Here is a 22,234-nt window from a genome sequence, read left to right as displayed (position 1 = left end):
GACTCGGCCATGGGGCTCCGGTGCGTGTCCGGGGTGGTGCGCGGGGGCGATGGGTAGCCTGATTGAGTGATCTGCATCACGTATCAGGTGGTCGCGGACCTCTTGGCCCTGTGGTGCGGAACACGTTATGGTCAGATTCATCAAACGTTTGATCATCTGGGCGGTGGCAGCCGCCCGCGACGAGTGAAGGGTCCTTCGACCATGGCAGCCAAGCCGTTCGCCTCATCCGCCGACACCGAGGCCAAGGAGCAGACCCTGGAGGTCCTGGCCGATGGCGTCTACGCGCTCACCGCAGAGGGCGACCCCAACGTGGGCGCCATCGAGGGCGAGGACTTCGTCGTGGCCTTCGAGGCCCTGGCGACCCCCACCGCGGCCAGGGAGTGGCTCGCCAAGCTCCGCGAACACACCGACAAGCCCATCCGCTACCTGGTGCTCTCGCACTACCACGCGGTGCGCGTCCTGGGCGCCAGCGCCTTCGACGCCACGGTCATCCTCACCCACGAGAAGACCCACGAACTCATCCGCGAACGCGGCAAGGAGGACTGGGCCAGCGAGTTCGGCCGCATGCCCCGCCTGGCCAAGGACGCCGACTCCGTCCCCGGCCTGACCTGGCCCACCCAGACCTTCGCCGACCGCACCACCATCGACCTCGGCGGCGACCGCGGCGAACTCGTCCTGGAGTACTTCGGCCGCGGCCACACCGAGGGCGACATCGTCGCCTGGCTGCCCAAGCAGAAGATCCTCTTCGCCGGCGACCTCGTCGAGGCCCAGGCCGCCCTCTACACCGGCGACGCCTTCCACAAGGACTGGGCCGGGGCCACCCTCGACAGCGTCAAGGCACTGGAGGCCGAGATGCTCGTCGGCGGACGCGGCGCCGTCAGTCGGGGCCGCGCCGAGGTCGACGCCGCCATCGAGCAGACCCGCAACTTCCTCGACGTGATGATCCGCGAGGTCGGCGCCGTCCACGAGCGCGGCGGCACCCTCAAGGAGGCCTTCACCGCCACCCACGCGGCCCTGGTCGACGACTACGGCCACTGGCCGATCTTCGAGCACTGCCTGCCCTTCGACGTCTCGCGCCTGTGGGACGAGTTCTCCGGCATCGAGCGCCCGGTCATCTGGACCGCCGAGCGCGACCGCGAGGTCTGGGACCAGCTGCAGGACTGACCCGGGTCCGCCCCGGGAGCCTGTCGGCGCCTCGGCCACGGGTCCGGTCGGCCGCAGCGCTGACCACCCGTGGCCCCGGCCCTGCCCACGTCCACCGCGCCCGTACGGGGCGCCCCACGAACGGAGCTCACCATGCGCCCCCCAGCGCCTCGTACCCCGGCCGAGACCACCGCCGACCCCGTGCTGGTGCTCGGCGCGGGCCCGGTCGGACAGACCGCGGCCCTGCTGCTGGCCCGCCGTGGGGTCCCCGTACTGGTCGTCGACGGCCGCCCCGAACGCGACGCCGTCGGCTCCAAGGCCATCTGCCAGCAGCGCGACGTCCTCGACGTCTGGGACTGGCTCGGCGGACACGCCATCGCGGCGGAAGGGCTGACCTGGGACACCGCCCGCACCTTCTACCGGGGGCACGAACTCTTCAGCGTGCGCCTGCCCGACCCGGGGGCCTCCTCCCTGCCCTCCTTCGTCAACATCTCCCAGTCCCGCACCGAGGAGGTCCTCGACGACCTTCTCGACCGGGCGGGCGTGGCCGTCCACTGGGGCCACGAGGTCACCGGCATCGACCAGGACGCGGACGGCGTCACCGTCGAGTGCGACACCCCCCGGGGCCCGGTGCGCCTGCGCGGCTCCCACGCCCTGTCCTGCATGGGCGCCCACGGCGGTGTCGTCCGCAGGGCCCTGGGCCTGGACTTCTCCGGCACCAGCTTCGACGACCGCTTCCTCATCTGCGACATCCGAGCCGACCTCGGCGACTGGGCGCGTGAACGCCGCTTCTACTTCGACCCCGAGTGGAACCCCGGCCGCCAGGTCCTCATCCACCCCTGCCCCGACTCGGTCTTCCGCATCGACTGGCAGGTCCCCTCCGAGTTCGACCTGGAGACCGAGGAGTCCAGCGGCCGCCTGGACGCCCGCATCCGCCAGATCATCGGCGACACCTCGTACGAGATCGTCTGGCACTCGGTGTACCGCTTCCACACCCGCGTCGCCGACCGCATGCGCTCGGGACGGATCCTGCTCGCCGGGGACAACGCCCACCTGGTCGCGCCCTTCGGGGCCCGCGGCCTCAACTCCGGGGTCCAGGACGCCGAGAACGCCGCCTGGAAACTCGCCTACGTGCGCAACGGCTGGGCCGGTGAGGAGCTCCTGGAGAGCTACCACACCGAACGCCACGCCGCGGCCCTGGAGAACGCCGACGTCACCAGCGCCACCATGCGCTTCCTCGTCCCCCAGGACGACGCCGCCCGCGAGCGGCGCGTCAGCGTCCTGGAACGGGCCCTCACCGACGCCGCGGCCCACCCGCAGGTGGACTCCGGGCGCCTGGCCGAACCGTTCTGGTACACCGGGTCCGCGCTGACCACCGCCTGTCCCGAACGCCCCTTCGGCGGCCGCCCCCCGCGCGGCCGGGCACCCGACCCCTGCCCCGGCGTGATCCTGCCCGACGCGCCCGTCACGGTGGCCGACCGCCCCGGCACCACCCGGCTGCGCCCGCTGCTGCGTGAGGGACTCACCCTGCTGCTCGGCGCCGGACCGGACACCGGTACCGACCGCGAAGCCCTGCGCCGCGCCGTGCACACCGCGGCCACGGAGGCCACCCCGGCTCCCGTCACCACACTCCACCTCGACGAGATCGACACCACCGGCGCCCTGCGCCGCGCCCTGGACCCAGAGCCCGGCCAGGTCTGGCTGGTGCGCCCCGACGCCCACGTCGCCGCGGTCGTCCCGGGGACCGACGCCGACACCGTCCGCAGGGCGGTCCGCACCGCCCTGGGACACCCGGCCGCCGACACCGTCTCCGCCTGACGGGGCCCGGACAAGGACAACCGGGACGGGGCCGGACCGGGCCCGCACAGACCACCGGACACATCCAAGGAGGAGGACCACATGGCGTACTACCGCCAGGTCGGCGAGGTGCCCCGCACCCGCCACACCCAGCACCACAACCCCGAGGGCGGCCTGTACTACGAGGAGCTGATGGGGGAGGAGGGCTTCTCCTCCGACTCCTCGCTCCTGTACCACCGGGCCATCCCCTCGGCCATCGTCGACGCCGCCGAGTGGCAGGTACCCGACCAGTCACTCCAGCGCAACGCGCCGATGGTGCCCCGCCACCTCAGGCTGCACGACCTCTTCGGCGGCCAGGACTGGAAGGCCGCCGACGTCGTCGAGTCCCGCCGCCTCGTCCTGGGCAACGGCGACGTGCGCATCTCCTACGTGGTGGCCGGAGCGCCCTCGCAGCTGTACCGCAACGGCATCGGCGACGAGTGCGTGTACGTCGAGTCCGGCACCGCCCGCGTGGAGACGGTCTTCGGCGCGCTGGAGGTGGGCCGCGGCGACTACGTCATCCTGCCGCGCGCCACCACCCACCGCTGGGTGCCCACCGGCGACGAACCGCTGCGCGCCTACGTGATCGAGGCCAACAGCCACATCGCCCCGCCCAGGCGCTACCTGTCCCGCTACGGCCAGCTCCTGGAGCACGCCCCCTACTGCGAGCGCGACCTGCGCGGCCCCGCCGAGCCCCTGCTCGTCGAGGGCGAGAACGTGGACGTGCTCATCAAGCACCGCGGCGACGGCCCCGGCGGCATCTCCGGTACCCGCTACACCTACCCCACCCACCCCTTCGACGTGGTGGGCTGGGACGGCTGCCTGTACCCGTACGTGTTCAACGTCGACGACTTCCAACCCATCACCGGCCGCATCCACCAGCCGCCGCCCGTGCACCAGGTGTTCGAGGGCCACAACTTCGTCATCTGCAACTTCGTGCCCCGCAAGGTGGACTACCACCCCGCCTCCATCCCGGTGCCGTACTACCACTCCAACGTGGACTCCGACGAGGTCATGTTCTACTGCGGCGGCGACTACGAGGCCCGCAAGGGTTCGGGGATCGGCCAGGGCTCCGTCTCCCTGCACCCCGGCGGCCACTCGCACGGCCCGCAGCCCGGAGCCTACGAGCGCAGCGTCGGCGTGCAGGCCTTCGACGAACTCGCGGTCATGGTCGACACCTTCCGCCCCCTCGACCTGGGCGAGGGCGGCAGAGCCGTCGACGACGGCAGCTACGCCTGGACCTGGGCCAGGGGACGGCGCGGCGAGGGGCGGGGGAAGGCGTGAGCGACCTCCTCGGCCGCACCCTCTATGGGGCCCTGTTCGACGACGCCGCGCTGTTCCCGCCCGGCAACGCGCCCATGGGCGAGGCGATCCCCGCTCACCGGGGCCACCGGACCTCGCGCCGGGCACCCTACGTGGGGCCGTTCCTGGTCTCCGACGCCCGCACCGCCGAACTGCGCGCGGTCCTCGCCCGGGAGGACGGCGACCACGGGCCGCTCGCCGTCGCGGTCACCGTCCCCGGCGGCGCCGACGGCGTGGCCGCGGCGGTGGAGGCGGTCCGCGCCGACCCGGCTCTGAGCCTGGTCGGAACGGAGGTGGCAGCGGCACCCGGGCAGGCCGCCCGGACCGCCGCCGTGCTCACCGGGATCCTGCCCACGGGGGCCGAGGGCTACGTCGAGGTGTCCCGCGGGGACGGGGCGGCGGCCGACACCGCCTCCCTCGCCGGGACCGGCGCCGGCGCCAAGTTCCGCACCGGCGGGGTCACCGCGGCGGCCCACCCCGGCGAGCACGAGCTCGCTTCGCTGCTGGCCGCCGCGGTGGGCGCCGGGGTGCCCTTCAAGTGCACGGCCGGGCTGCACCACGCCGTCCGCCACACCAGCCCGGAGGGGTTCGAGCAGCACGGCTTCCTCAACGTGCTGCTGGCCACCCACACCCTGCGCACCGGGGGGACGCCCGCCGACGCCGAGGCGGTCCTGGCCGACCGGGACGGCCCCGCCCTGGCCGCCCGCGCCGCCGCGCTCACCCCCGCCGAGGCGGAGGGCGTGCGTTCGAGTTTCCGCTCCTTCGGCACCTGCAGCATCACCGAACCCCTGGAGGACCTGGTCGTCCTCGGGGCGCTCACCCTCTGAAGACCCAGAAAGCGAGACCCATGCCTGACAGCTGGCTCGACATCACCCCCGACGCACAGTTCGGCCTGGCGACCCTGCCCTACGGCGTCTACACCACCGGTGCGGACGCGCCCCGGGTCGGCGTGGCCGTCGGCGACCACGTGCTGGACCTGGGTGCGGCGGCCCGCGCCCAGGGCGCCCCGTTCGCCGACGCCGTCAGCGGCCCGAACCTGGACGCCCTGCTGGCCGCCGGGCGGCCCGTGTGGGACCAGGTGCGCGAGAGCCTGCTCACCTGGCTCACCGATCCGGTGCACGAGCACCTCGTGCGCCCGCACCTGGTGGACCGCGCCTCGGTGACGCTGCACCTGCCGTTCACCGTCGCCGACTACGTGGACTTCTACGCCTCCGAGCACCACGCCACCAACGTGGGCCGCATCTTCCGCCCCGAGCAGGAGCCGCTCACCCCCAACTGGAAGCACCTGCCGATCGGCTACCACGGCCGTTCGGGCACCGTCGTGGCCTCGGGCACCGACATCGTGCGCCCCACCGGCCAGCGCAAACCCCCGGCCGAACCCGTCCCGGTCTTCGGTCCCTCCGCGCGTCTGGACATCGAGGCCGAGGTGGGGTTCGTGGTGGGCACCCCCAGCCCGATGGGGGAGCGGGTGGCCGTGGACGACTTCGCCGACCACGTGTTCGGGGTGTTCCTGCTCAACGACTGGTCCTCCCGCGACCTCCAGGCCTGGGAGTACGTGCCGCTCGGCCCGTTCCTCGGCAAGTCGTTCGCCACCTCGGTCTCGCCGTGGGTGGTGCCGGTCGCCGCGCTGGAGTCGGCCCGGGTGGAGCAGCCCGCCCAGGACCCCGAACCGCTGCCCTATTTGCGGGGTTCGCAGCCCTGGGGCCTGGACCTGCGTCTGGAGGTCCGTCTCAACGGGCACGTGGTGTCCCACCCGCCCTTCGCCCAGATGTACTGGACGGCGGCGCAGCAGCTGGCCCACATGACCGTCAACGGTGCGTCCCTGCGCACCGGTGACGTGTACGCCTCCGGTACCGTCAGCGGCCCCGAACCGTCCCAGCGCGGCTGCTTCCTGGAACTGACCTGGTCCGGCAAGGAGCCCCTGCGGCTTCCCGACGGTACCGAGCGCACCTTCCTGGAGGACGGCGACGAGGTGACCATCACCGCCACCGCCCCCGGCCCCGGCGGCACCCGGGTGGACTTCGGTGAGGTCACCGGGCGGATCCTGCCCGCGAAGTAGTCGCAGCGGAACCGGAACACGACGCCGCACGGGCGGCGGTGCGCTGCGCACCGCCGCCCGTGCGTGGCTGTTCCCGCCCGCTGCCCGCCGCCCGTGTCAGTCCGGGGCCGTCGGCGCAGGGGCGCCCGTCACGGCTTGCGCGCCACCCCGCCGTACTGGTCCAGGCCGCGGCGGGCGCCGACCTCCAGGAGGTAGGGGCGCCACAGCGGGCAGGGGACCACCCCGGGCTCCAGCAGTTCCAGGCCCTCGAAACGGGCGGCGATGTCCTCCGGGCTGCGCAGCAGGTAGGGGACGTCGCCCTGCTTGTTCCCGACCTCGATGGCCTCGTTGTAGGCCTCGCTGGTGTTGGCGCCGGCGTAGCTGGCCAGGTAGCTCCCGGAGGGCAGCGCGTCCACCAGGCGGCGCACGATCGGCAGGAACTCCCCGTCGGGGACGTGGCCCAGGACCCCCATCAGCATCAGCGCGACGGGCTGGTCGAAGTCCAGGGTCTCGGCGGCCCTACCGAGGATGGTGTCGGGGTCGCGCAGGTCGGCGTCGAGGTAGTCGGTGACCCCCTCCGGGGTGCCGACCAGCAGGGCGCGCGCGTGGGTGAGCACGAGCGGGTCGTTGTCCACGTAGACCACACGGCATTCCGGAGCGGCGGCCTGGGCGACCTCGTGGGTGTTGTTGGCGGTGGGCATGCCGGTGCCGATGTCGAGGAACTGCCGGATCCCTGCCTCGCCCGCCAGGTGGGTCACCGGATGTCTCCGAGGATGCCCCGGCCTTCAGGCCGGGGAGGAATCGGACCCCTGCAGAGCAGGGCAGAAAAAGCCGAATCGCCGTCAGGGCGATTCGGCGTCTGCCACGGCGGCGTCGCGCTCCACCTCCAGGCGGTAGACGATCTCGGAGTTGAGGGACCTGCGGGCGGACTTGGCCTGTGCGGTGAGCCACTCGTGGAGGTCGGCGGGCAGGCGGAGGGTGATGCGCTTCTCTTCATCCATGACCCCATTTTAGTGGGTTTCGAGTGTCTGTTCAGCGGTAGAATGACACCATGACGACACGAAAAAAAGACTCGGGGGATGCCGGGCGCGCCCGGTACACCTACCGCCTCCGCGTGTCGTCGACCGCCCGCACCGCCCTCGAAGCGGAGTGGGGCCGGTGCCGGTGGATCTGGAACGAATGCGTGGCCAAGTCCCGGCAGATACACGCGCACACCAAGACACATCCCCAGGACAAGCGGACGTGCGGCCCGGCCCAGCTCGACAAGATGCTGACCCAAGCCCGCGCCGCCATGGGTTGGCTGCGCGAAGGTGCTTCGGTGCCGCAGCAGCAGATCATCCGGGACTTCGCCAAGTCCCGCTCCAAGGCGCTGAAGGACATCGAGAAGCGCCTGCCTGTGCGGCAGCGCGCCGGGATGCCGCGCCATAAGAAGAAGCGCGAGGCGGATCCGAGCCTGAACTACACCACCGGGGCTTCCGTCTCAAGGGCAGGCGCTTGTACCTGGCGGGCGGGATCAGCCTGACGGTGGTGTGGTCGCGTGACCTTCTGGCCGCGCCGCCCTCGGTGCGGGTCTACCGGGACGCCGTGGGCCACTGGTACGCCTCCTTCGTCGTCGCCACCGAGACACAGCCGCTCCCCGCCAAGGGCCGTGTACTCGGCGTCGACTGGGGCGTCAAGGAGACCGCCACCACCACGAGCGACGCTCATGACCTGCCGCACGCCCAGCACGGGAAGACCGCCGCGCAGCGGCTGGCGAAGTACCAGCGGATGATGGCCCGGCGTAAGCCGAAGAAGGGGCAGGCCGCTTCGAAGGGCTACCGCGAGGCGAAGCGGCAGACCGCGAAGGTGCATAAGAAGGTGGCCCGGCAGCGCCAGGACACCGCCCGCAAGTGGGCCAAGCGTTTCGTGACCGACCACGACGCGATCGCTGTCGAGGACTTCCGACCGAAGTTCCTCGCCAAGTCGACCATGGCCCGTAAAGCCGCTGACGCGGCGATCGGCGCCACCAAGACGGCCCTGATCGAGATGGGCCGCAAGCACGGGCGGGACATCCGTCTGGTGCATCCCGCGCACACCACCATGGACTGCGCGTGGTGCGGAGCGAGAACCAAGCACGCACTATCTCTCTCAGAACGTACCTACACCTGCACCGCGTGCGGAGTTATATCCCCCAGGGACAAGAACTCCGCTCGCGTGATGCTGGTCCGGGCTGGTCTCAACCCGGCTGGTGCTGATCGTGTAAGAGCTGGCGGACCGCTGGCCCCCAGCCAACGTGAGCCAGGAATCCCCGTCCTTCAGGGCGGGGAGGATGTCAAGACACGGATCAGGAACTCCCGGCTGGTGCGGGCCAGGTCCACGATCTCCGGGAAGGACGCGGCCACCTGGTCGCCCGCCGTGCGGTCGATCGGGTAGTGGTCCTTGCCGCCCATCCAGTAGTTCCAGATCCGGGCCGAGTGGGTCCGGGTGGTGTCGATCTGCGGGGGGTGGGGGCGGTCGGCGCCCGCGGGGGTGGTGGAGGACGGGCCTTCGGTCATGATGCATCTACCTCGATACGCAAGGGGGTTCGCGCCGGGAGGCGCAGACCCGCACGCGAGCGCCCGGGAATCCGCCCCCCGACTGGATTCTCGTCGCACCAAACATAGAGGAACGCGGCGTAAAGCCCCACCGGATTGCGGATGCGGGGGAATCGGCGTCCCGGGCGCGACCGCCCGTCGGCACCTCCGCTACCGCTGGCTCTTCGCCAGGCGTTCGCCCGACCAGCGTTCGACGTCCCGGCCCCGGCTGTCCCGGAAGTCGTGCAGGATCTGCTCGGGGTCGACGAGGATGATCCGGTACCCGTTGTCGACGAGTTTCGTGGCGGTCTCCGCCGAGGTCCTGCGCGCCACGGGCAGGACCTCGTCCACCCGGCTCATGTCGAAGACCACGACGTCCGTGGCGGGAGGACGCTCGATGATCTCGCGCACGAGCGACTCGACGCTGCTGAGCACCAGGTCGCCCTGGAGCACGTAGACCGTCGCCGTGCGCCCCTCCACCGTCGTCGTGTGGGTCTCCCGCAGCGAGGACCGCGCCGGCCGGCCCGCCTCCATCAGGTGCAGACCCAGGTCCTCGGACAGGCGCCGCATCATCTCCACTCCCCGCGCGCTGTTGCCGTGGGGGTCCAGCCGGGGGGAGAAGACCGCGAGGCCGACCTGCCCGGGCAGCACCCCGATGATGCCTCCGGCGACGCCGCTCTTGGCGGGGATGCCGATGCCGGTGAGCCAGTCCCCGGCCGCGTCGTACATGCCGCACGAGGTCATCACGCTGAGGAGGTGCCTGGTGGTGCGCCTGCTGAACAGCCGGACGCCGGTGTTGGGCTGGACCCCGCCGTTGGCGAGGGTCGCCGCCATGAGGGCGAGGTCGTGCACGGTGACGGAGGCCGAACACTGGCGGACGTAGCCCCGGACGGCGGTTCCGGGGTCCTGTGCCAGGCGGCCCGAGGCGTGCAGCAGGTAGGCGAGTCCGAGGTTGCGGTCCCCGGTCGCCAGCTCGGAGGCGGCCAGGGACTCGTCGATCCCGACCGGTCGCTGGGCGAGCTCGGAGAACAGCGCCAGCACACGGTCGACGGCCTCCGCACCCCCGCCCCTGACGAGCGCGTGTGCGGCGATCGCCCCGGCGTTGATCATCGGGTTGCGGGGACGGCCGGTCTCGGGGTCCAGCGACAGTTCGTTGAAGGCCTCGCCGCTGGGCTCGACGCCGATGCGTTCGAGGACGTCCCCGAGCCCGCGGTCCTCGATCGCGAGGGCGTAGGCGAACGGTTTGGACATCGACTGGATGCTGAACAGGTGCTCGCTGTCCCCGCTCGCGTACACGGTTCCGTTGACCGTGCACAGCGCGACCGCCACCCGGTCGGGGTCGGCGGCGGCGAGCTCCGGTATGTAGTCGGCCAGGGCGCCGGAGTCGACGTGGGCGGTCCCGGCGATGATGCCGTCGAGGTAGTCGAGGATCGGTGAGCGCATCGGGGTCCCCCGTCTCGGGATCGGTACCGCCGATCGGTCGCCGGGACCTTCGTCCCGGGGCTCGCCCCTCGGGACGTACACACCCCCCCGGTTCGGCGGCGAGCCTCAGACTAACCGCGCGCCCCCGCGCCGGCCTGGGCCGACATGCCCGGCTGTCGTTTCGGTGGAAGGAGGCAGGAACCCCGGACACGGCGCCGCCCGCCCGGTGGGGGCCGGGCGGGCGGCGTGGCGCGGAGTCGTGGGCAGGTCTACTTGACCAGCTCCTCGGCGGGGCCCTCCGGCCTGTCGGCCGAGGTCTCGGGCTCGCTCTCACCGCGCAGGTGGGTGAGCAGGCGGGCCAGCTCCTTCTTGACGACCGGGGCCAGCAGGTAGAGGCCGATGATGTTGAACAGCGCCGCGGAGAACACCAGGGCGTCGGCCATGTCCAGGACCGCACCCAGGGTCAGGACGGAGCCGATGACCAGGAACGCGCAGTAGATGACCAGGTAGACGCGCTCGCTGCGCCGGCCCCCGCCGAAGAGGTGCGTCCACCCCTTGAGCCCGTAGTAGCTCCAGGTGATGACGGTGCTCAGGGCGAACAGCACGACCGCCACGGTCAGCACGTAGGGGAACCACGGCAGGACGGTGCCGAAGGCGTCCGAGGTCAGGCTCACGCCGCCGGGCAGGGCCTCGCCCTCGGCGGCCGCCTCACGCGCCGCGATCCAGGACTGCGGGGAGGCGATGACGATGGTCAGCGCGGTCATGGTGCAGATGACCACGGTGTCCAGGAACGGGCCGAGCATGGCGACCAGACCGGCGCTGGCCGGGTAGTTGGTCTTGACGGTGGCCAGCGCGATCGGGGAGGAGCCGATCCCGGCCTCGTTGGAGAAGGCCGCGCGCTGGAAACCGATGATCATCGCGCCCAGGGCTCCGCCCGCGACGCCGCTCGGGGCGAACGCGCCGCTGATGATCTGGCCGATCGCGTCGGGCAGCATGGGGATGTTCATGCCGATGACGACCACGCAGGCGAGCACGTAGACGACGGTCATGCTCGGGACGAGCTTGCTGGTGACCTTGGTGATGCTGGTGATGCCGCCGATGACCACGGCACCCACGAGCAGGGCCAGGAACACTCCGAAGACGAACGATCCGGTGCTGCCGCCGAGCAGGCCCTCCTCGCCGCCGGTGACCGCCCGCAGCTGCTCCAGGGTCTGGTTGGCCTGGAACATGTTGCCGCCCGCCACGGCGAAGATGAGGATGAACGCGGCGGTCAGCCCGGCGAGGAACTTGCCGACGCCCGCCATGCCGCGCTCGGCCAGACCCTTGGCCAGGTACTTCATCGGTCCGCCGCTGACGGTTCCGTCCGGGCCGATCTCCCGGTACTTCACGCCCAGGGTGCACTCGGCGAACTTGACGGCCATCATCAGCAGGCCCGCCAGGACCATCCAGAAGGTCGCTCCGGGGCCGCCGATGGTGACCGCGATGGCCACACCGGCGATGTTGCCCAGGCCCACGGTGCCGGAGACGGCCGCGGTGAGTGCCTGGAAGTGGGAGACCTCGCCCGGAGCATTGTCGCCCAGGCCCCTGCGGGCGATCCGGACGGCGGTGAGGGGCCTGCGGAACTGCACGAACCCGAAGTACAGGGTGAGGGCGACGCCCGCGGCGATCAGCCAGGCGACGATCCAGGGAAACTCGATCCCGAAGAGGTTGACGTTGGCGAACACCACGTTGCTGAGGGTCGTGGCGATCGGGTTGAAGACGACGTCGACCGCGTTCTCGATGGTCGCGCCGATTCCTCCCTCGGGGGAGGCGGCGTCAGCGCTGATCATGTAGCGCACCTTTCGGCCGGAGTGACGGTCAGAACGGCTCCGCGGTCCGGTGGTCGGACGCACGGCACCCGGCCGGTCGCTTCGTGGGCGACCGGTTCTGGCCCGTCGGACGGGAAGTGGTGGGCGAAGTTCCGCTGACTCCGCGGTTGGCGGAGGGTTTAGACGCCCTACGTGCGGGCTTTAGCGGAACTTCACTTTTGGGATCCTAGGCGCATAAATGGACCTGAGTCACAAAGGTCACGAAGTTTTACTTTTGCCCCGGGTTCCCCGGTCGGATGGGGGATTCGGGTAAACACTGCTGATCAGAGCGCCCTCGTCAAGCCCCGATGTCCGACGGTTGGGGGCTTGGCGGCGGCCTCCGTGTGGTGGGCGGCCGATCCGTCCCGGTGTCCGGGCCGGCGGGGTTGATTGATCAATTCGTTATGCCGCCGTGATCAACTGCTCGGAGTTCGAATTAAACCGATTATGGAATCATGGGATGTTTTTTGGGGCTCCTCGTCAGCGCCGCGAGCAGGCAGCCCGAAGCTCACCCGGACCGCGTACCCGACGCCCTCCCGCCCCGGCCAGGAGGGGAACCAGCACCGTTCGTGCCGGGCGCCGTCCCCGCCGAGACCGAGCCGAGCAGGGCGAGGGCCTCGGCGCTGCGGCTGCCCGGCTCCGCCTGGTAACAGAGCAACTGCTGGCCCGGAGCCTGGGCGACGTCGAAGGTGTGCATCCACAGGGTCAGCTCGCCCACGGCCGGATGCACGAACTCCTTGACCTCCATGCGCTTGCCCCGGGCGCGGTTCTGCGCCCACAGCCGCGCGAACTCCGGACTCGCCCCGACCAGGCCGTCGACGACGGCGCGGATGCGCGGATGCTCCGGCGCCCGTCCCTCGGCGAGGCGGATACCGGCCACGGAGTTCTCCGCGGCGAGCCGCCAGTCGGTGTAGAAGCTCCGCGAGGCCGGATCCAGGAACACCTTCTCCAGCAGGTTGCGGCTGACCGCGAACCCGCAGAACAGGGCGTTACCCAGCACGTTGCCGGCGAGCACGTCGTAGGCGGCGTTGACGACGAGCGCCGGGGTGCCCGCCCAGGAGTCCATCAGCCGCAGCAGGTGCGGGTCCACGCGCCCGCTGACGAGGTCGGCGCGCGGACGGGGCGCCAGCCCGGCCAGCCGGTAGAGGTGGCCGCGCCCGTCGTCGTCCAGGGCCAGGGCATCGGCGAGGGAGTCGAGCACCTGCGCCGAGGGCCCGGTCTCCCGACCCTGTTCGAGGCGGATGTAGTAGTCGACGCTCACGTCGGCGAGCATCGCGACCTCCTCCCGGCGCAGACCGGGCACCCGCCGCCGGGTGTTGCCGCGCAGTCCCACGCTCTCCGGCGGGGTCGCGTCACGGCGGGCTCGCAGGAACCGGGCCAGGGGCGATGCTGTCATGCCGCGACGCTACCCCGCGCCGTCCCGGACAGGGAGGGTGCGTCGCACCCAGGCTCAGCCCGGCCTGGTACCCCGGCGGCGGGGCGCACAGAGTGGGGTCCCGACACAAGAGGGACTTCCGCCAGGAGGGCGAGCAGCACCATGACAGACCACCCCTACGTCGGCCTGTGGGTCACCGCCGACGGCCACATCCGCCACGAACTACTGCCGCGGGGCCGCTACGTCGAGGCCCGCGGCAGCCGTGAACGCGCCTACACCGGTCGTTACACCGTGACCGGCACCCACATCGACTACGTCGACGACACCGGTTTCAGCGCCGACGGGGACTTCGTCGACGCCAACACCCTGCACCACGCGGGCATGGTGCTCACCCGCCGCGCCGGGAAGGAGAACACCTGATGGACAGGATCGTGCTCATCACCGGAGCGTCCAGCGGTATCGGCGAGGCCACCGCACTGCACCTGGCCGAGCGCGGCTGCACCGTGGTGCTCGGGGCACGCCGCCTCGACCGCCTGCACTCCCTGGTCGAACGGATCGAGGCCGCAGGCGGGCGGGCCGGCGCCCGCGCCCTCGACGTGACGGACGCGGCCGACGTGCGCGCCTTCGTCGAGGGAGCCGTCGACGAACACGGGCGCGTGGACGTGCTCGTCAACAACGCGGGCGTCATGCCGCTGTCCCCGCTGGCCGCGCTGAGGACCGACGAGTGGGACCGGATGATCGACGTCAACGTACGCGGGCTGCTGCATGGCATCGCGGCCGCCCTGCCGGTGTTCGAGGCCCAGCGCGGCGGCCACGTCGTCACGGTCGCCTCGATCGGCTCCCACGAGGTGTCGCCGACCGCCGCCGTGTACTGCGGCACGAAGTACGCTGCCTGGGCGGTCACCGAGGGTCTGCGGCTGGAAAGTGAACCCTGGCTGCGGGTGTCCACGGTCACCCCGGGGGTGGTCGAGTCCGAACTGGCCGAGACGATCACCGACGACACCGCCCGCGCGACGATGGCCGCCTACCGCGCGAACGCGATCCCGCCCTCGGCGATCGCCCGCGCCGTCGCCTTCGCGGTCGAGCAGCCCGAGGACGTCGACGTCAACGAGATCGTGGTGCGACCGGCGGCCCAGCGTTGACACGTCAACGCTGACACCCGGGCGCGGGGCCGCCCGACCACCCGGTGCCCTGGTGTGCGCCTACCGGTGGGGGAGGTCCACACCGGCGGAGCGCAGTCTCTCCTCGACCAGCCTGTTCAGCCGGGCCATGGCCGGGACCTGGTCCTCCTGGTGCCGGTTGAGCAGGCCGTACCGGGTGGTGTCGGCACTGGTCCGGACGCTGTCCGGGATGGCGAGCAACGCGGGGTTGGCGAGGAAACCGTCGGCCACGGCGGCGGCGAGTTCCTCGATGCGGGGGTCGTCGGGGTCCCAGTCCCGGGCGGCCCAGCACCGCTTGTTCAGAGAGACGAATCGGCTGTCGGCGAGGGCGTGCTCCGCACCGGTGAGGAAGTCGTCGAAGCCTTCGGGGGCCAGGGCCCTGGTCAGCACCATGCTCTCGCGGTAGGCCGCCAGCGCCTCCGGTGGGAAGCCGAGTTCGGCGGCCCGGTCCAGCAGCGCGCAGGCCCGGTCGGGCAGCAGAGCCCGATCACCGCTGGCCAACCTGGCCAGCTGGTCGCGGCGCCTGGTCAGCTCCTCGATCCGCTCGGTCAGTCGTCGTTCCACCTCGGCCAGGTCGGCGGCGAACCGCTGCGCATCGGCGTCGAGCAGGCCGCCGATCTCTGCCAGCGGCACACCGGACTCGGCCAGGGCCCGCACCTGGACCAGCCGCAGCAGGTCGGATGAGCCGTAGCGGCGGTAACCGGAGCTGTCGCGGCGGGGTTCGCCCACCAGGCCGATCCGGTGGTAGTGCCGGACGGTCTTGATCGTGACACCGACGAAGGCGGCGGCCCGGCCGATGGTGACACCGCTGGTCATGGCGGTCAGCTTTCTCGAGTGAGGGCGGCGAGCTCGCGTGTGGCCTCGGCGATGGCGCGGAAGTCCCTGCGCACGACCGTGCCGTGGTTACCGGCGACCTTGGCGCCTACGGTGAGGTTCGGGTTGCGGGCGAGCACCGGTTCGACGGTGACGCGCATCTGTGCCTGCTCGTCGTTCTTGCTGCCCAGGGCCTCACCCGAGGCGATCACGTACCGGAGCGGGACGGTCAGCCGGTCGAGGATCGGTTCGAGGGCGGCGTGCAGTTTGTGGGCCTCGATGTTGACCTCGGCGTGCTGCCGCGCGCTCATCCGCGCGGCGTTGCCGACCAGGCGCGCCATCGGCAGCGCCCACCGGAGCTTGCGGAACAACCGCCGGATGCTCTCGTGGTCGGCGTCGTCGGTCCAGCCGGAAGGGTAGGGGCCGTCGACCCCGACCACCCCGGTGACGCGGTCCGGATACCGGTCGGCCCAGTGCGCCCCGATCAGGGCGCCGTAGGACCAACTGACCAGGATCGGTCGCTGCACGTCCCGGGCTTTCAGGACGGCGTCCAGGTCCCGGACGGTGGCCTCGAAGGAGTAGTCCGCCGAGCGCTCCGACCTGCCCCGGGCCCGCTCGTCGTAGCTGATGTGCCGCCACCCCGGGCCGAGGTTCTTGATGACGGGCTTCCAGTGCCGCTGGCTGGCGTAGGAGCCGTTCAGGTAGATCACGGGGGTGCCGGGGCCGCCGGTGTCGGTGACGTGGAGGGCGGTGTCCTCGACCGGCAGCATGCCGCTCCAGGCTGGTTGAGTCGTGTGTGAGTTCGTCATGCCATGAGCTTCGACCTTGACCTCGGGTCAAGGTCAAGAAGCAATCGAGCGTCACCCGCCGGGCGAGCGAAAGCGCTGGCCGCAGACCCCGGGAAGGGCTTGTCACGGGTGTCCTCCGTGACATCGGGGGTCACCGGTGGCTCAGCACGTTGACCACCCGGCCGTTGGGGTCGCGGACGAAGAACCGACGCACCCCCCACTCCTCGTCCCGCAACGGGTGCACGATCTCCGCGCCGTGTTCGAGCATCACCGCGTGGACGGCGTCCACGTCGTCCACCTCCACGCTCATGTCGGGCACGATCGGAGCGGATTCGTCGTGGCTCATGAACGTGACCTGTGCCGTGGGATTGGCGGGGGAGGCGAGCGTCATCACCCAGCCCAGGTTCATGACGGTCTCGAAGCCCATGAGGCCGTAGAAGTCCCGGCTCTCCTCCATCGCCTCTGAGTGGATGTCGGGCATGACGCGGCGGATGGACATGGGCGAACCCTCCTGGCGGGTGGTGGCCGTCGTGCTCCCGGGTCTGTCCTGGAGTGGTGGGAGTGTAACCGGGGCCGCCCACATTTCCGCGACGGGCGCGAGGACGAAGAACGCCTTTCAGTTCAGGTGCTCGGCCACGTGATTCCGGGTCGCGGTCAGCCGGGCTCGCCGGTACGGCGATACCGCTCGTACACCACGTGCGAGGCGAACGTCCGGCTCTCCACGAGTTCAAGCGCGATCGCATCGGTGACCGGCGGCAGCAACGGCGTGCCCCCGCCGACGATGATCGGGTGGCGGAAGAGCCGGAATTCGTCGACGAGCCCGAGTTCGATCGCCTGCCCGGCCAGGGATGCGCCGCCGATCTCCACATCCCTGTCGGTCGAAGCGAGCATCGCGGCGACCTCCTCGGCCACCGATCCCTCGGCGAGCCGGGCGTTGCCCTCGACACGGTCGAGCGTGCGGCTGAACACGACCTTCGGCAGCGCCGACCACGCGTCGGCGAACGCGGCGCCGAGCTCGCCGTCACGCATCGACGGTTCGGTCTCCCACGGAAGCATCGTCTCGTACAGCCGTCGGCCGCACAGACAACCGCCGAGTTCCCCCACCCGGGCGAGGTGGAAGCGGAACAGCTCTTCCTCGGGAACCGTCCAGTCGAACCTCCCGGCGCGGTCGGCGATGAAGCCGTCCAACGAGACACCCATCGATACGAGCAGCATGGTCGAGCCCCTTCCCGGGCCGCCGGGTTTCTCGGGCACTTCGCGGTGAACCGCGGCACGAGGATCGCTGTTGGTGGAACCCGGACAGCCGTTTCACAGCTCCCGTTCCCCGCGCGGATCGCGTCCAAGCAACGCTGAGCGGATGCGGCGGCAGTCCGAAGTCCGAGAGAGCGGCCGGGGCTCAGCGGGCGTTCCAGGGTTGGGGGAGGGGCTTGCCCTCGCGCATCCAGGCGTGGAGCCTGTCGAAGGCCCGGTCGGCGGCGCGCAGGGCATGGATTGCCTGCTCGGGGTCCTCAGGGGCGTGGCGCAGCACGGCGGAGAGTTCGTCGAAGAGGGAGTCGGCCTGTTCCTGGAGCGGGTTCATCAGGATTCTCCTTCGCGCGGAGGCGGTGCGGGCCTGCGGTTCCTGCGGGGGAGGGGGAGTTTGTGCTGCGGAGGGCTGAGGGAGTCGGGTGGTGTGCGCGGCCTCAGCAGGCGTGCGAGGTCGGCGAGCGTGAGCGCCCTGGGCTTTCCGGGCTCGGGAGCGGTGGTCACGGCAGCCGGTCCAGGAGCTCGCGGGCCAGTTGCCGTGCCAGGGTCTCCTCGTTTCCCTGCCGTGCGATGACCACGGCGGAGCCGGGTTCGCCGGGGACGGACCGCGCCCACCCGTCGTCGCCGAGGCGTACGGCGATCACCCGATAGCCGTATTCCACCGTCACCGTTCCGTCGCTGGAATCATTGCGGGGGATCAGCCCCCGTCGCCGCAGCGCGGAGAGCAGCGCACACCGTGCGAGGTCAGCGGAGTCAGTCGAGGGTTTCGTTTTCCTTTGCATGAGTCCACGGTGCCTCCCACCTGCTGGCTTGCTCCAGTGGTTGAGAAATTTCCGAGTAATCGGGACAGGAGGCAGCATGGATATGCACAATGGTTGCCATGAAACCCCCCGTGTTTCGAGACGCTCTCAGTCAGGAACTGCAAGTCCAGGGCATGACACAGGCGAAGCTGTCCAGGGTGTCCGGGGTGTCACAGTCATCCCTTTCGCGCTATTTGTCAGGCAAATCGAGCCCTTCGAGGGACGCGGTGAACGCCCTGGACTCAGCTCTCTCGGCAGACGGAGGGCTGATTGCCTCGTGGCGCGAGGAGATCACCGAGGACCTGCCCCCGTTCCTCCGTGACGCGGGCAACCTGGAGCGGCAGGCCCGGCGGATCGACCTGATCTCCCCCGTGGCGGTACCCGGGTTGCTCTGGTGTGTGCCGTACGCGGAAATGATCTATCGGGCTGGCCGAAAGGTGAAGGAGGAGGACATCGAGCGGCTCGCCCGGATGCGATCCGAGCGTTTGCAGTCCCTGAGCGCCGAGATCGTCGCCGTGTTCCCGATGACCGCGCTGTCCTGTGCCCCCGAACCGGTGCGGGTCGAACAGGCCAAACACCTGCTCGCGCTGCCCGAGCGGGTCACGGTGCACCTGCTGCCCGAGGGGTCCGTCCTGTGGGGGATTCCAGGTCCGTTCAGCTTCTACCGCCTGGTGGACGGGCGCGAGGTCGTGCTCTCCGACCGATTGGAAGGCGACGAAGTGTATGGAGAGTCGGTGCTGCCCCGGGCAAGGGAACTCGTTCGTGATGCGCTCTCGCTAGCATTGCCCCCGATGATCAGTACCGAGAACCTGCGGGGGTTGGCATGCGCCTGAACGAGTGGAACAAATCGACCTACAGCGGCGCGTCGTCCAACTGCGTCGAGACGTGCCTCCGCGCCCCGGCCCACCCGGTGGTGGACCTCCGCGACACCCAGAACCGCGAGGCCGGGCACCTGACCTTCGCTCGCCGCGAGTGGTTGGCCCTGCTCAGCGGAGCGCGCTCCCAGTAGTACCGGCCCTCGAACACTTCAAGGGGCCTTCGCCCCGGCGGGTTCTGGCGATCCTCGCAACACCCTGCATTTCGGGGAGGTGCGGGGATCGTGGCTTTCGAGGGGTCGAGGGCAGGGTTCTTCGATGCGGGGGCTCCCCTCAGCGGTCCTGTGGTGGAGCGGAGAGCAGTCTCACAAGCTTTGACCAGCGTGGAGCTGCGCAAGTACGTTCTACGGCGATCGTTGCGTACATCCCTCTGACAAAGTGGAGCATTTTCCATGACACCCGCCGAGCTCGCCCTGGTGAACAGCGAAGCTGTTGATCAGGCCGCCGCCCTGCCCGAGTGGCTGCAGGACAACCTCGATCTGCTGATCGGTGTCCCCCTGCGGATCCTCCTGATCGTCGTCGGCGCGTTGGTCGTCCGAGCCCTGGCCAGGCGCGCCATCTCCCGCCTCATGGAACGCGTCCTGCGGCCCGGCGAGGGCCGGAACGGGCAGCGCCGCCCCGCACGGGGCCCTGCGGTCCTCCAACGCGACCCGTCGCGGGCCGACGAGCGGCGCCAGCAGCGCGCCAAGACCCTCGGCTCGGTGCTCGGCAGCTTCGCGTCCATCGTCATCGTGGCGACGGCCCTGGCGATGGTGCTCGGCGAGCTCGGCATCGCCCTCGGTCCGCTGCTGGCCAGCGCGGGCGTGGTCGGCCTGGCGATCGGCTTCGGCGCCCAGAGCCTGGTCGCCGACTACCTGTCCGGCCTGCTCATCATGGCCGAGGACCAGTACGGCGTCGGCGACGTCGTCGACCTCGGCGAGGCGGTCGGCGAGGTCGAGAACGTCGGTCTGCGCCTGACGCAGGTGCGCGACATCAACGGCGGCCTGTGGCACATCCGCAACGGCGAGATCCAGCGGGTGCGCAACGACAGCCAGGGCTGGGCCCGCGCCGTCCTCGACGTCTCCGTGGCCTACGAGTCCAACCTGGAGAAGGTCTACGCCGTCCTGGAGCAGACCGGTCGGGAGATGCGCGAGGACCCGGAGTTCGGGAAGTTCCTCCTGGAGGACCCGTCCGTCTGGGGCGTGCAGTCCCTGGACGCGGACGGCGTCGTCGTGCGCATGGCCGCCAAGACCGTTCCCCTGGAGCAGTGGGGCGTGACCCGTGAGCTGCGCCGCCGGGTCAAGGCCGCCCTCGACTCCTCGGGTATCGAGATCCCGTTCCCCCAGCGCACCGTCTGGATGCGGTCCGGCGAGGGCAGCGCCGTCTGACGGATCCGCTTCCGCCCGGTGTGGAGCGCCACCGGACGGTGGTCCGCGAGCGGGGTCGTCCACACGGGTGCCTGGTCACTCGTGAGGGCGGCCCCGTAGTGTGTGCGGGAATGCTGTTCAGGTACAGCACACGAAGGCCCGCTGACCCAGAAGGCGGAGGTCCGTTTTGTGTGAAAAGGGAGTTCTCGTGTAATGGGCCAAATAGTGCGAGCTTCGCATTGTGGGTTTGCGGCTGGTTCTTCGTCTCTCTCGCGTGTGTGGATTTGAGAGAAAGCCCCGCGAACTCTTGTTCGGCTCGCTAGGTTGGGTGGCGACAAGAAAAACCCGGCCAGGTGCGTCAACACCTGGCCGGGTTGTGGCCGACGCCTGCGTGAACAGGTTTGTCGACTGAGCCACTCCCTCGTATACCCATGAAGGTGACTCGCCATGGAGTCTAGCGCCTCAGCCCTCTCCCGCACATCCAAAGCCCGGAATCCGGCTGAGTTCTCCCCGCCCCGCAAACGACCCAGGGGTGCGTTCAAGGGCATCGGGTTCATCCTCGCGATCTGGGTGCAGCAGGTCTACCGCCGGGGCGTGCTGCCCACGCTGCGCTCGCTCTCGGCCCTGCTGGCCATCGCCGATGTGGTCGACGCCGACGGCCGGTGGTGCTTCTTCCTCCTGGAGAACCTGGCCGAACGCTCCGGTGGGACCCTCAGTGTCAGCAGCCTCAAGCGCGCCATCGACGACCTGGTCGAGGCCGGTGTGGTCCGCAAGCTGACCCGTTCGGAGACCATCGAGTTCTTCGCCAGGGACATCGAGCGCGGGCGATCCTCCTACCAACTGCCGTGTGTGCTGGAGCTCCTCATCCCGGCTGAGGACTATCCCAAGGTGGTGCTCGAAGAAATCAATGCCTGCCGTGCGCAGCTGGGGGAGGAGCCCCTCACTTCGCACAACCGGCCGTCGTTGAAGCGCCGTGGCACCCCGGTTCAGATTGAACCCGCCCCCAGCTCAGATCGACCCACAGACTGTTTCCCTGGGCACTGTTCTGATGAGGGGGCCGGCGGTTCCGTCCGTGGCAGTGCAAGTACAGGAGAGCAAACCCGGACAAAGCCCAGGAACGGGCCGTTCGGTGTCATTGATCGAATCCCCGACACATTCCTGTCCGACCCGGTCGCGGATCGGGTTCGGCTGGGGGCGGCTGTGGAAAAGCTCCTCCGCCAAGGCTTGAGCGTGGACGATGCGCGGGGGCTGATCTCGGGACTGGAAGCACTACGACGTCCGTTCCCAGCGCTGATGTGGCGGATGCGCAACATGCGCTCCGCGCGTCAATACCTGGACGGCTTGCTGGGTCGAGGCATCCACTCGGGCTTGCCCGCGCCGTCATGGCCGGTACTGGGTGGAGGCGACCCGTTCGCCCAGCCTGAGCGGTTCCCGGTGGACAGCCAGGGAAAGGCCACCGGCACCTGCCCCGAGCACCACAACACGCGCAACGTCCCCGGCGGTACCTGCGTGATCTGCGGAAGGCGGTGCCGCTCGGTGCCCGGCGAGCTCATGCACGAACCCGCCCCGACGCCCGCACCCGAGCCGGAGAAGGGCCCTGAGCCCGACCCGCGAAGCCCTCTCCCGCTCCGGAGGAGGGCCTGGATCCGGAACTGCTGGCACGGATGAGCGCCTCCCTGGGGCTCGCCTGCC

At 70.4% G+C, this 22,234-nt stretch carries 23 protein-coding genes and 2 pseudogenes; 13 read left to right on the top strand and 12 right to left on the bottom strand.

Features of this window, described 5'->3' with window-relative positions; genetic code table 11:
* The first annotated feature begins 201 nt into the window (after positions 1-201).
* The 5 genes from ACUKCB_RS07525 to fahA all read left to right on the top strand — a co-directional run bounded on the left by ACUKCB_RS07525 (position 202) and on the right by fahA (position 6,340).
* Positions 202-1,164, top strand: coding sequence for an MBL fold metallo-hydrolase (locus ACUKCB_RS07525; protein ID WP_452544468.1), 963 nt, complete (start codon positions 202-204; stop codon positions 1,162-1,164).
* 132 nt (positions 1,165-1,296) lie between these two features.
* Positions 1,297-2,961 (top strand): FAD-dependent monooxygenase, encoded by a 1,665-nt coding sequence (locus ACUKCB_RS07520; RefSeq protein WP_473039765.1) that lies wholly within the window; start codon positions 1,297-1,299, stop codon positions 2,959-2,961.
* An 81-nt stretch (positions 2,962-3,042) separates the two neighbouring features.
* Positions 3,043-4,263: a cupin domain-containing protein gene (locus tag ACUKCB_RS07515; RefSeq protein WP_473039764.1), complete on the top strand. Its 1,221-nt coding sequence runs from the start codon at positions 3,043-3,045 to the stop codon at positions 4,261-4,263.
* The gene (locus ACUKCB_RS07510) at positions 4,260-5,108 is read left to right on the top strand and encodes a hypothetical protein (protein ID WP_473039763.1); all 849 of its coding nucleotides are present in this window, start codon (positions 4,260-4,262) and stop codon (positions 5,106-5,108) included. The genes ACUKCB_RS07515 and ACUKCB_RS07510 overlap by 4 nt, the downstream gene beginning before the upstream one ends.
* A 20-nt stretch (positions 5,109-5,128) precedes the next feature.
* Entirely contained in the window at positions 5,129-6,340 is a 1,212-nt protein-coding gene (gene fahA, locus ACUKCB_RS07505; RefSeq protein ID WP_473039762.1) for a fumarylacetoacetase, read from the top strand.
* 128 nt (positions 6,341-6,468) lie between these two features.
* Here fahA and ACUKCB_RS07500 read toward each other — a convergent pair.
* Positions 6,469-7,077: pseudogene (locus ACUKCB_RS07500) on the bottom strand (SAM-dependent methyltransferase); the annotation flags it as partial.
* Positions 7,078-7,161: 84 nt separating this feature from the next.
* On the bottom strand, positions 7,162-7,320 hold the full coding sequence (locus ACUKCB_RS07495; protein ID WP_473039760.1) for an Arc family DNA-binding protein: 159 nt from the start codon (positions 7,318-7,320) through the stop codon (positions 7,162-7,164).
* 50 nt (positions 7,321-7,370) lie between these two features.
* Between ACUKCB_RS07495 and ACUKCB_RS07490 the strand changes: the two genes are divergently transcribed.
* Positions 7,371-7,841 carry a hypothetical protein gene (locus ACUKCB_RS07490; RefSeq protein WP_473039759.1) on the top strand — a complete coding sequence of 157 codons (471 nt, stop codon included), beginning with the start codon at positions 7,371-7,373 and terminating at the stop codon, positions 7,839-7,841.
* A 2-nt stretch (positions 7,842-7,843) separates the two neighbouring features.
* Positions 7,844-8,731, top strand: coding sequence for an RNA-guided endonuclease InsQ/TnpB family protein (locus tag ACUKCB_RS07485; protein ID WP_473040951.1), 888 nt, complete (start codon positions 7,844-7,846; stop codon positions 8,729-8,731).
* On the opposite strand, the pseudogene ACUKCB_RS07480 reads toward ACUKCB_RS07485, so the two are convergent.
* The 4 genes and pseudogenes from ACUKCB_RS07480 to ACUKCB_RS07465 form a co-directional block, all read right to left on the bottom strand.
* A pseudogene (locus tag ACUKCB_RS07480) lies at positions 8,629-8,853 on the bottom strand (SAM-dependent methyltransferase); the annotation flags it as partial. The gene ACUKCB_RS07485 and the pseudogene ACUKCB_RS07480 overlap by 103 nt on opposite strands.
* Before the next feature lie 189 nt (positions 8,854-9,042).
* Positions 9,043-10,314 carry a glutaminase gene (locus tag ACUKCB_RS07475; protein ID WP_473039758.1) on the bottom strand — a complete coding sequence of 424 codons (1,272 nt, stop codon included), beginning with the start codon at positions 10,312-10,314 and terminating at the stop codon, positions 9,043-9,045.
* Between the two features lie 248 nt (positions 10,315-10,562).
* On the bottom strand, positions 10,563-12,122 hold the full coding sequence (locus ACUKCB_RS07470; RefSeq protein WP_473039757.1) for an alanine/glycine:cation symporter family protein: 1,560 nt from the start codon (positions 12,120-12,122) through the stop codon (positions 10,563-10,565).
* A gap of 526 nt (positions 12,123-12,648) precedes the next feature.
* A complete protein-coding gene (locus ACUKCB_RS07465) occupies positions 12,649-13,536 on the bottom strand; it encodes an MmyB family transcriptional regulator (protein ID WP_473039756.1) in 888 nt (295 codons plus the stop codon).
* Positions 13,537-13,677: 141 nt separating this feature from the next.
* On the opposite strand from ACUKCB_RS07465, the gene ACUKCB_RS07460 reads away from it, so the two are divergent.
* Positions 13,678-13,935 carry an Atu4866 domain-containing protein gene (locus tag ACUKCB_RS07460; protein ID WP_473039755.1) on the top strand — a complete coding sequence of 86 codons (258 nt, stop codon included), beginning with the start codon at positions 13,678-13,680 and terminating at the stop codon, positions 13,933-13,935.
* Positions 13,935-14,657, top strand: coding sequence for an SDR family oxidoreductase (locus ACUKCB_RS07455; protein WP_473039754.1), 723 nt, complete (start codon positions 13,935-13,937; stop codon positions 14,655-14,657). The genes ACUKCB_RS07460 and ACUKCB_RS07455 overlap by 1 nt, the downstream gene beginning before the upstream one ends.
* A 60-nt stretch (positions 14,658-14,717) precedes the next feature.
* Here the strand turns inward: ACUKCB_RS07455 and ACUKCB_RS07450 are convergent, their stop codons facing one another.
* From ACUKCB_RS07450 to ACUKCB_RS07425, 6 genes are all read right to left on the bottom strand, one after another.
* A complete protein-coding gene (locus tag ACUKCB_RS07450) occupies positions 14,718-15,491 on the bottom strand; it encodes a MerR family transcriptional regulator (RefSeq protein ID WP_473039753.1) in 774 nt (257 codons plus the stop codon).
* Between the two features lie 5 nt (positions 15,492-15,496).
* Positions 15,497-16,297, bottom strand: coding sequence for an alpha/beta fold hydrolase (locus ACUKCB_RS07445; RefSeq protein ID WP_473039752.1), 801 nt, complete (start codon positions 16,295-16,297; stop codon positions 15,497-15,499).
* Positions 16,298-16,427: 130 nt separating this feature from the next.
* Positions 16,428-16,775: a VOC family protein gene (locus ACUKCB_RS07440; RefSeq protein WP_473039751.1), complete on the bottom strand. Its 348-nt coding sequence runs from the start codon at positions 16,773-16,775 to the stop codon at positions 16,428-16,430.
* 155 nt (positions 16,776-16,930) lie between these two features.
* Entirely contained in the window at positions 16,931-17,491 is a 561-nt protein-coding gene (locus tag ACUKCB_RS07435) for a dihydrofolate reductase family protein (protein ID WP_473039750.1), read from the bottom strand.
* A gap of 181 nt (positions 17,492-17,672) precedes the next feature.
* A complete protein-coding gene (locus ACUKCB_RS07430; RefSeq protein ID WP_473039749.1) occupies positions 17,673-17,855 on the bottom strand; it encodes a hypothetical protein in 183 nt (60 codons plus the stop codon).
* Between the two features lie 166 nt (positions 17,856-18,021).
* Positions 18,022-18,303 carry a hypothetical protein gene (locus ACUKCB_RS07425; protein WP_473039748.1) on the bottom strand — a complete coding sequence of 94 codons (282 nt, stop codon included), beginning with the start codon at positions 18,301-18,303 and terminating at the stop codon, positions 18,022-18,024.
* Positions 18,304-18,392: 89 nt separating this feature from the next.
* On the opposite strand from ACUKCB_RS07425, the gene ACUKCB_RS07420 reads away from it, so the two are divergent.
* The 4 genes from ACUKCB_RS07420 (at position 18,393) to ACUKCB_RS07405 (ending at position 22,210) form a co-directional block, all read left to right on the top strand.
* Positions 18,393-19,154, top strand: coding sequence for a Scr1 family TA system antitoxin-like transcriptional regulator (locus ACUKCB_RS07420; RefSeq protein ID WP_473039747.1), 762 nt, complete (start codon positions 18,393-18,395; stop codon positions 19,152-19,154).
* A complete protein-coding gene (locus tag ACUKCB_RS07415) occupies positions 19,145-19,330 on the top strand; it encodes a DUF397 domain-containing protein (RefSeq protein ID WP_473039746.1) in 186 nt (61 codons plus the stop codon). Before ACUKCB_RS07420 ends, ACUKCB_RS07415 begins: the two co-directional genes overlap by 10 nt.
* A 258-nt stretch (positions 19,331-19,588) precedes the next feature.
* A complete protein-coding gene (locus tag ACUKCB_RS07410; RefSeq protein ID WP_473039745.1) occupies positions 19,589-20,563 on the top strand; it encodes a mechanosensitive ion channel family protein in 975 nt (324 codons plus the stop codon).
* Between the two features lie 549 nt (positions 20,564-21,112).
* On the top strand, positions 21,113-22,210 hold the full coding sequence (locus tag ACUKCB_RS07405; RefSeq protein ID WP_473039744.1) for a hypothetical protein: 1,098 nt from the start codon (positions 21,113-21,115) through the stop codon (positions 22,208-22,210).
* Positions 22,211-22,234: the final 24 nt, after the last annotated feature.

It is taken from the genome of Nocardiopsis moroccensis (assembly GCF_055763695.1).
This window is presented reverse-complemented; position numbering and strand designations above follow the sequence as displayed.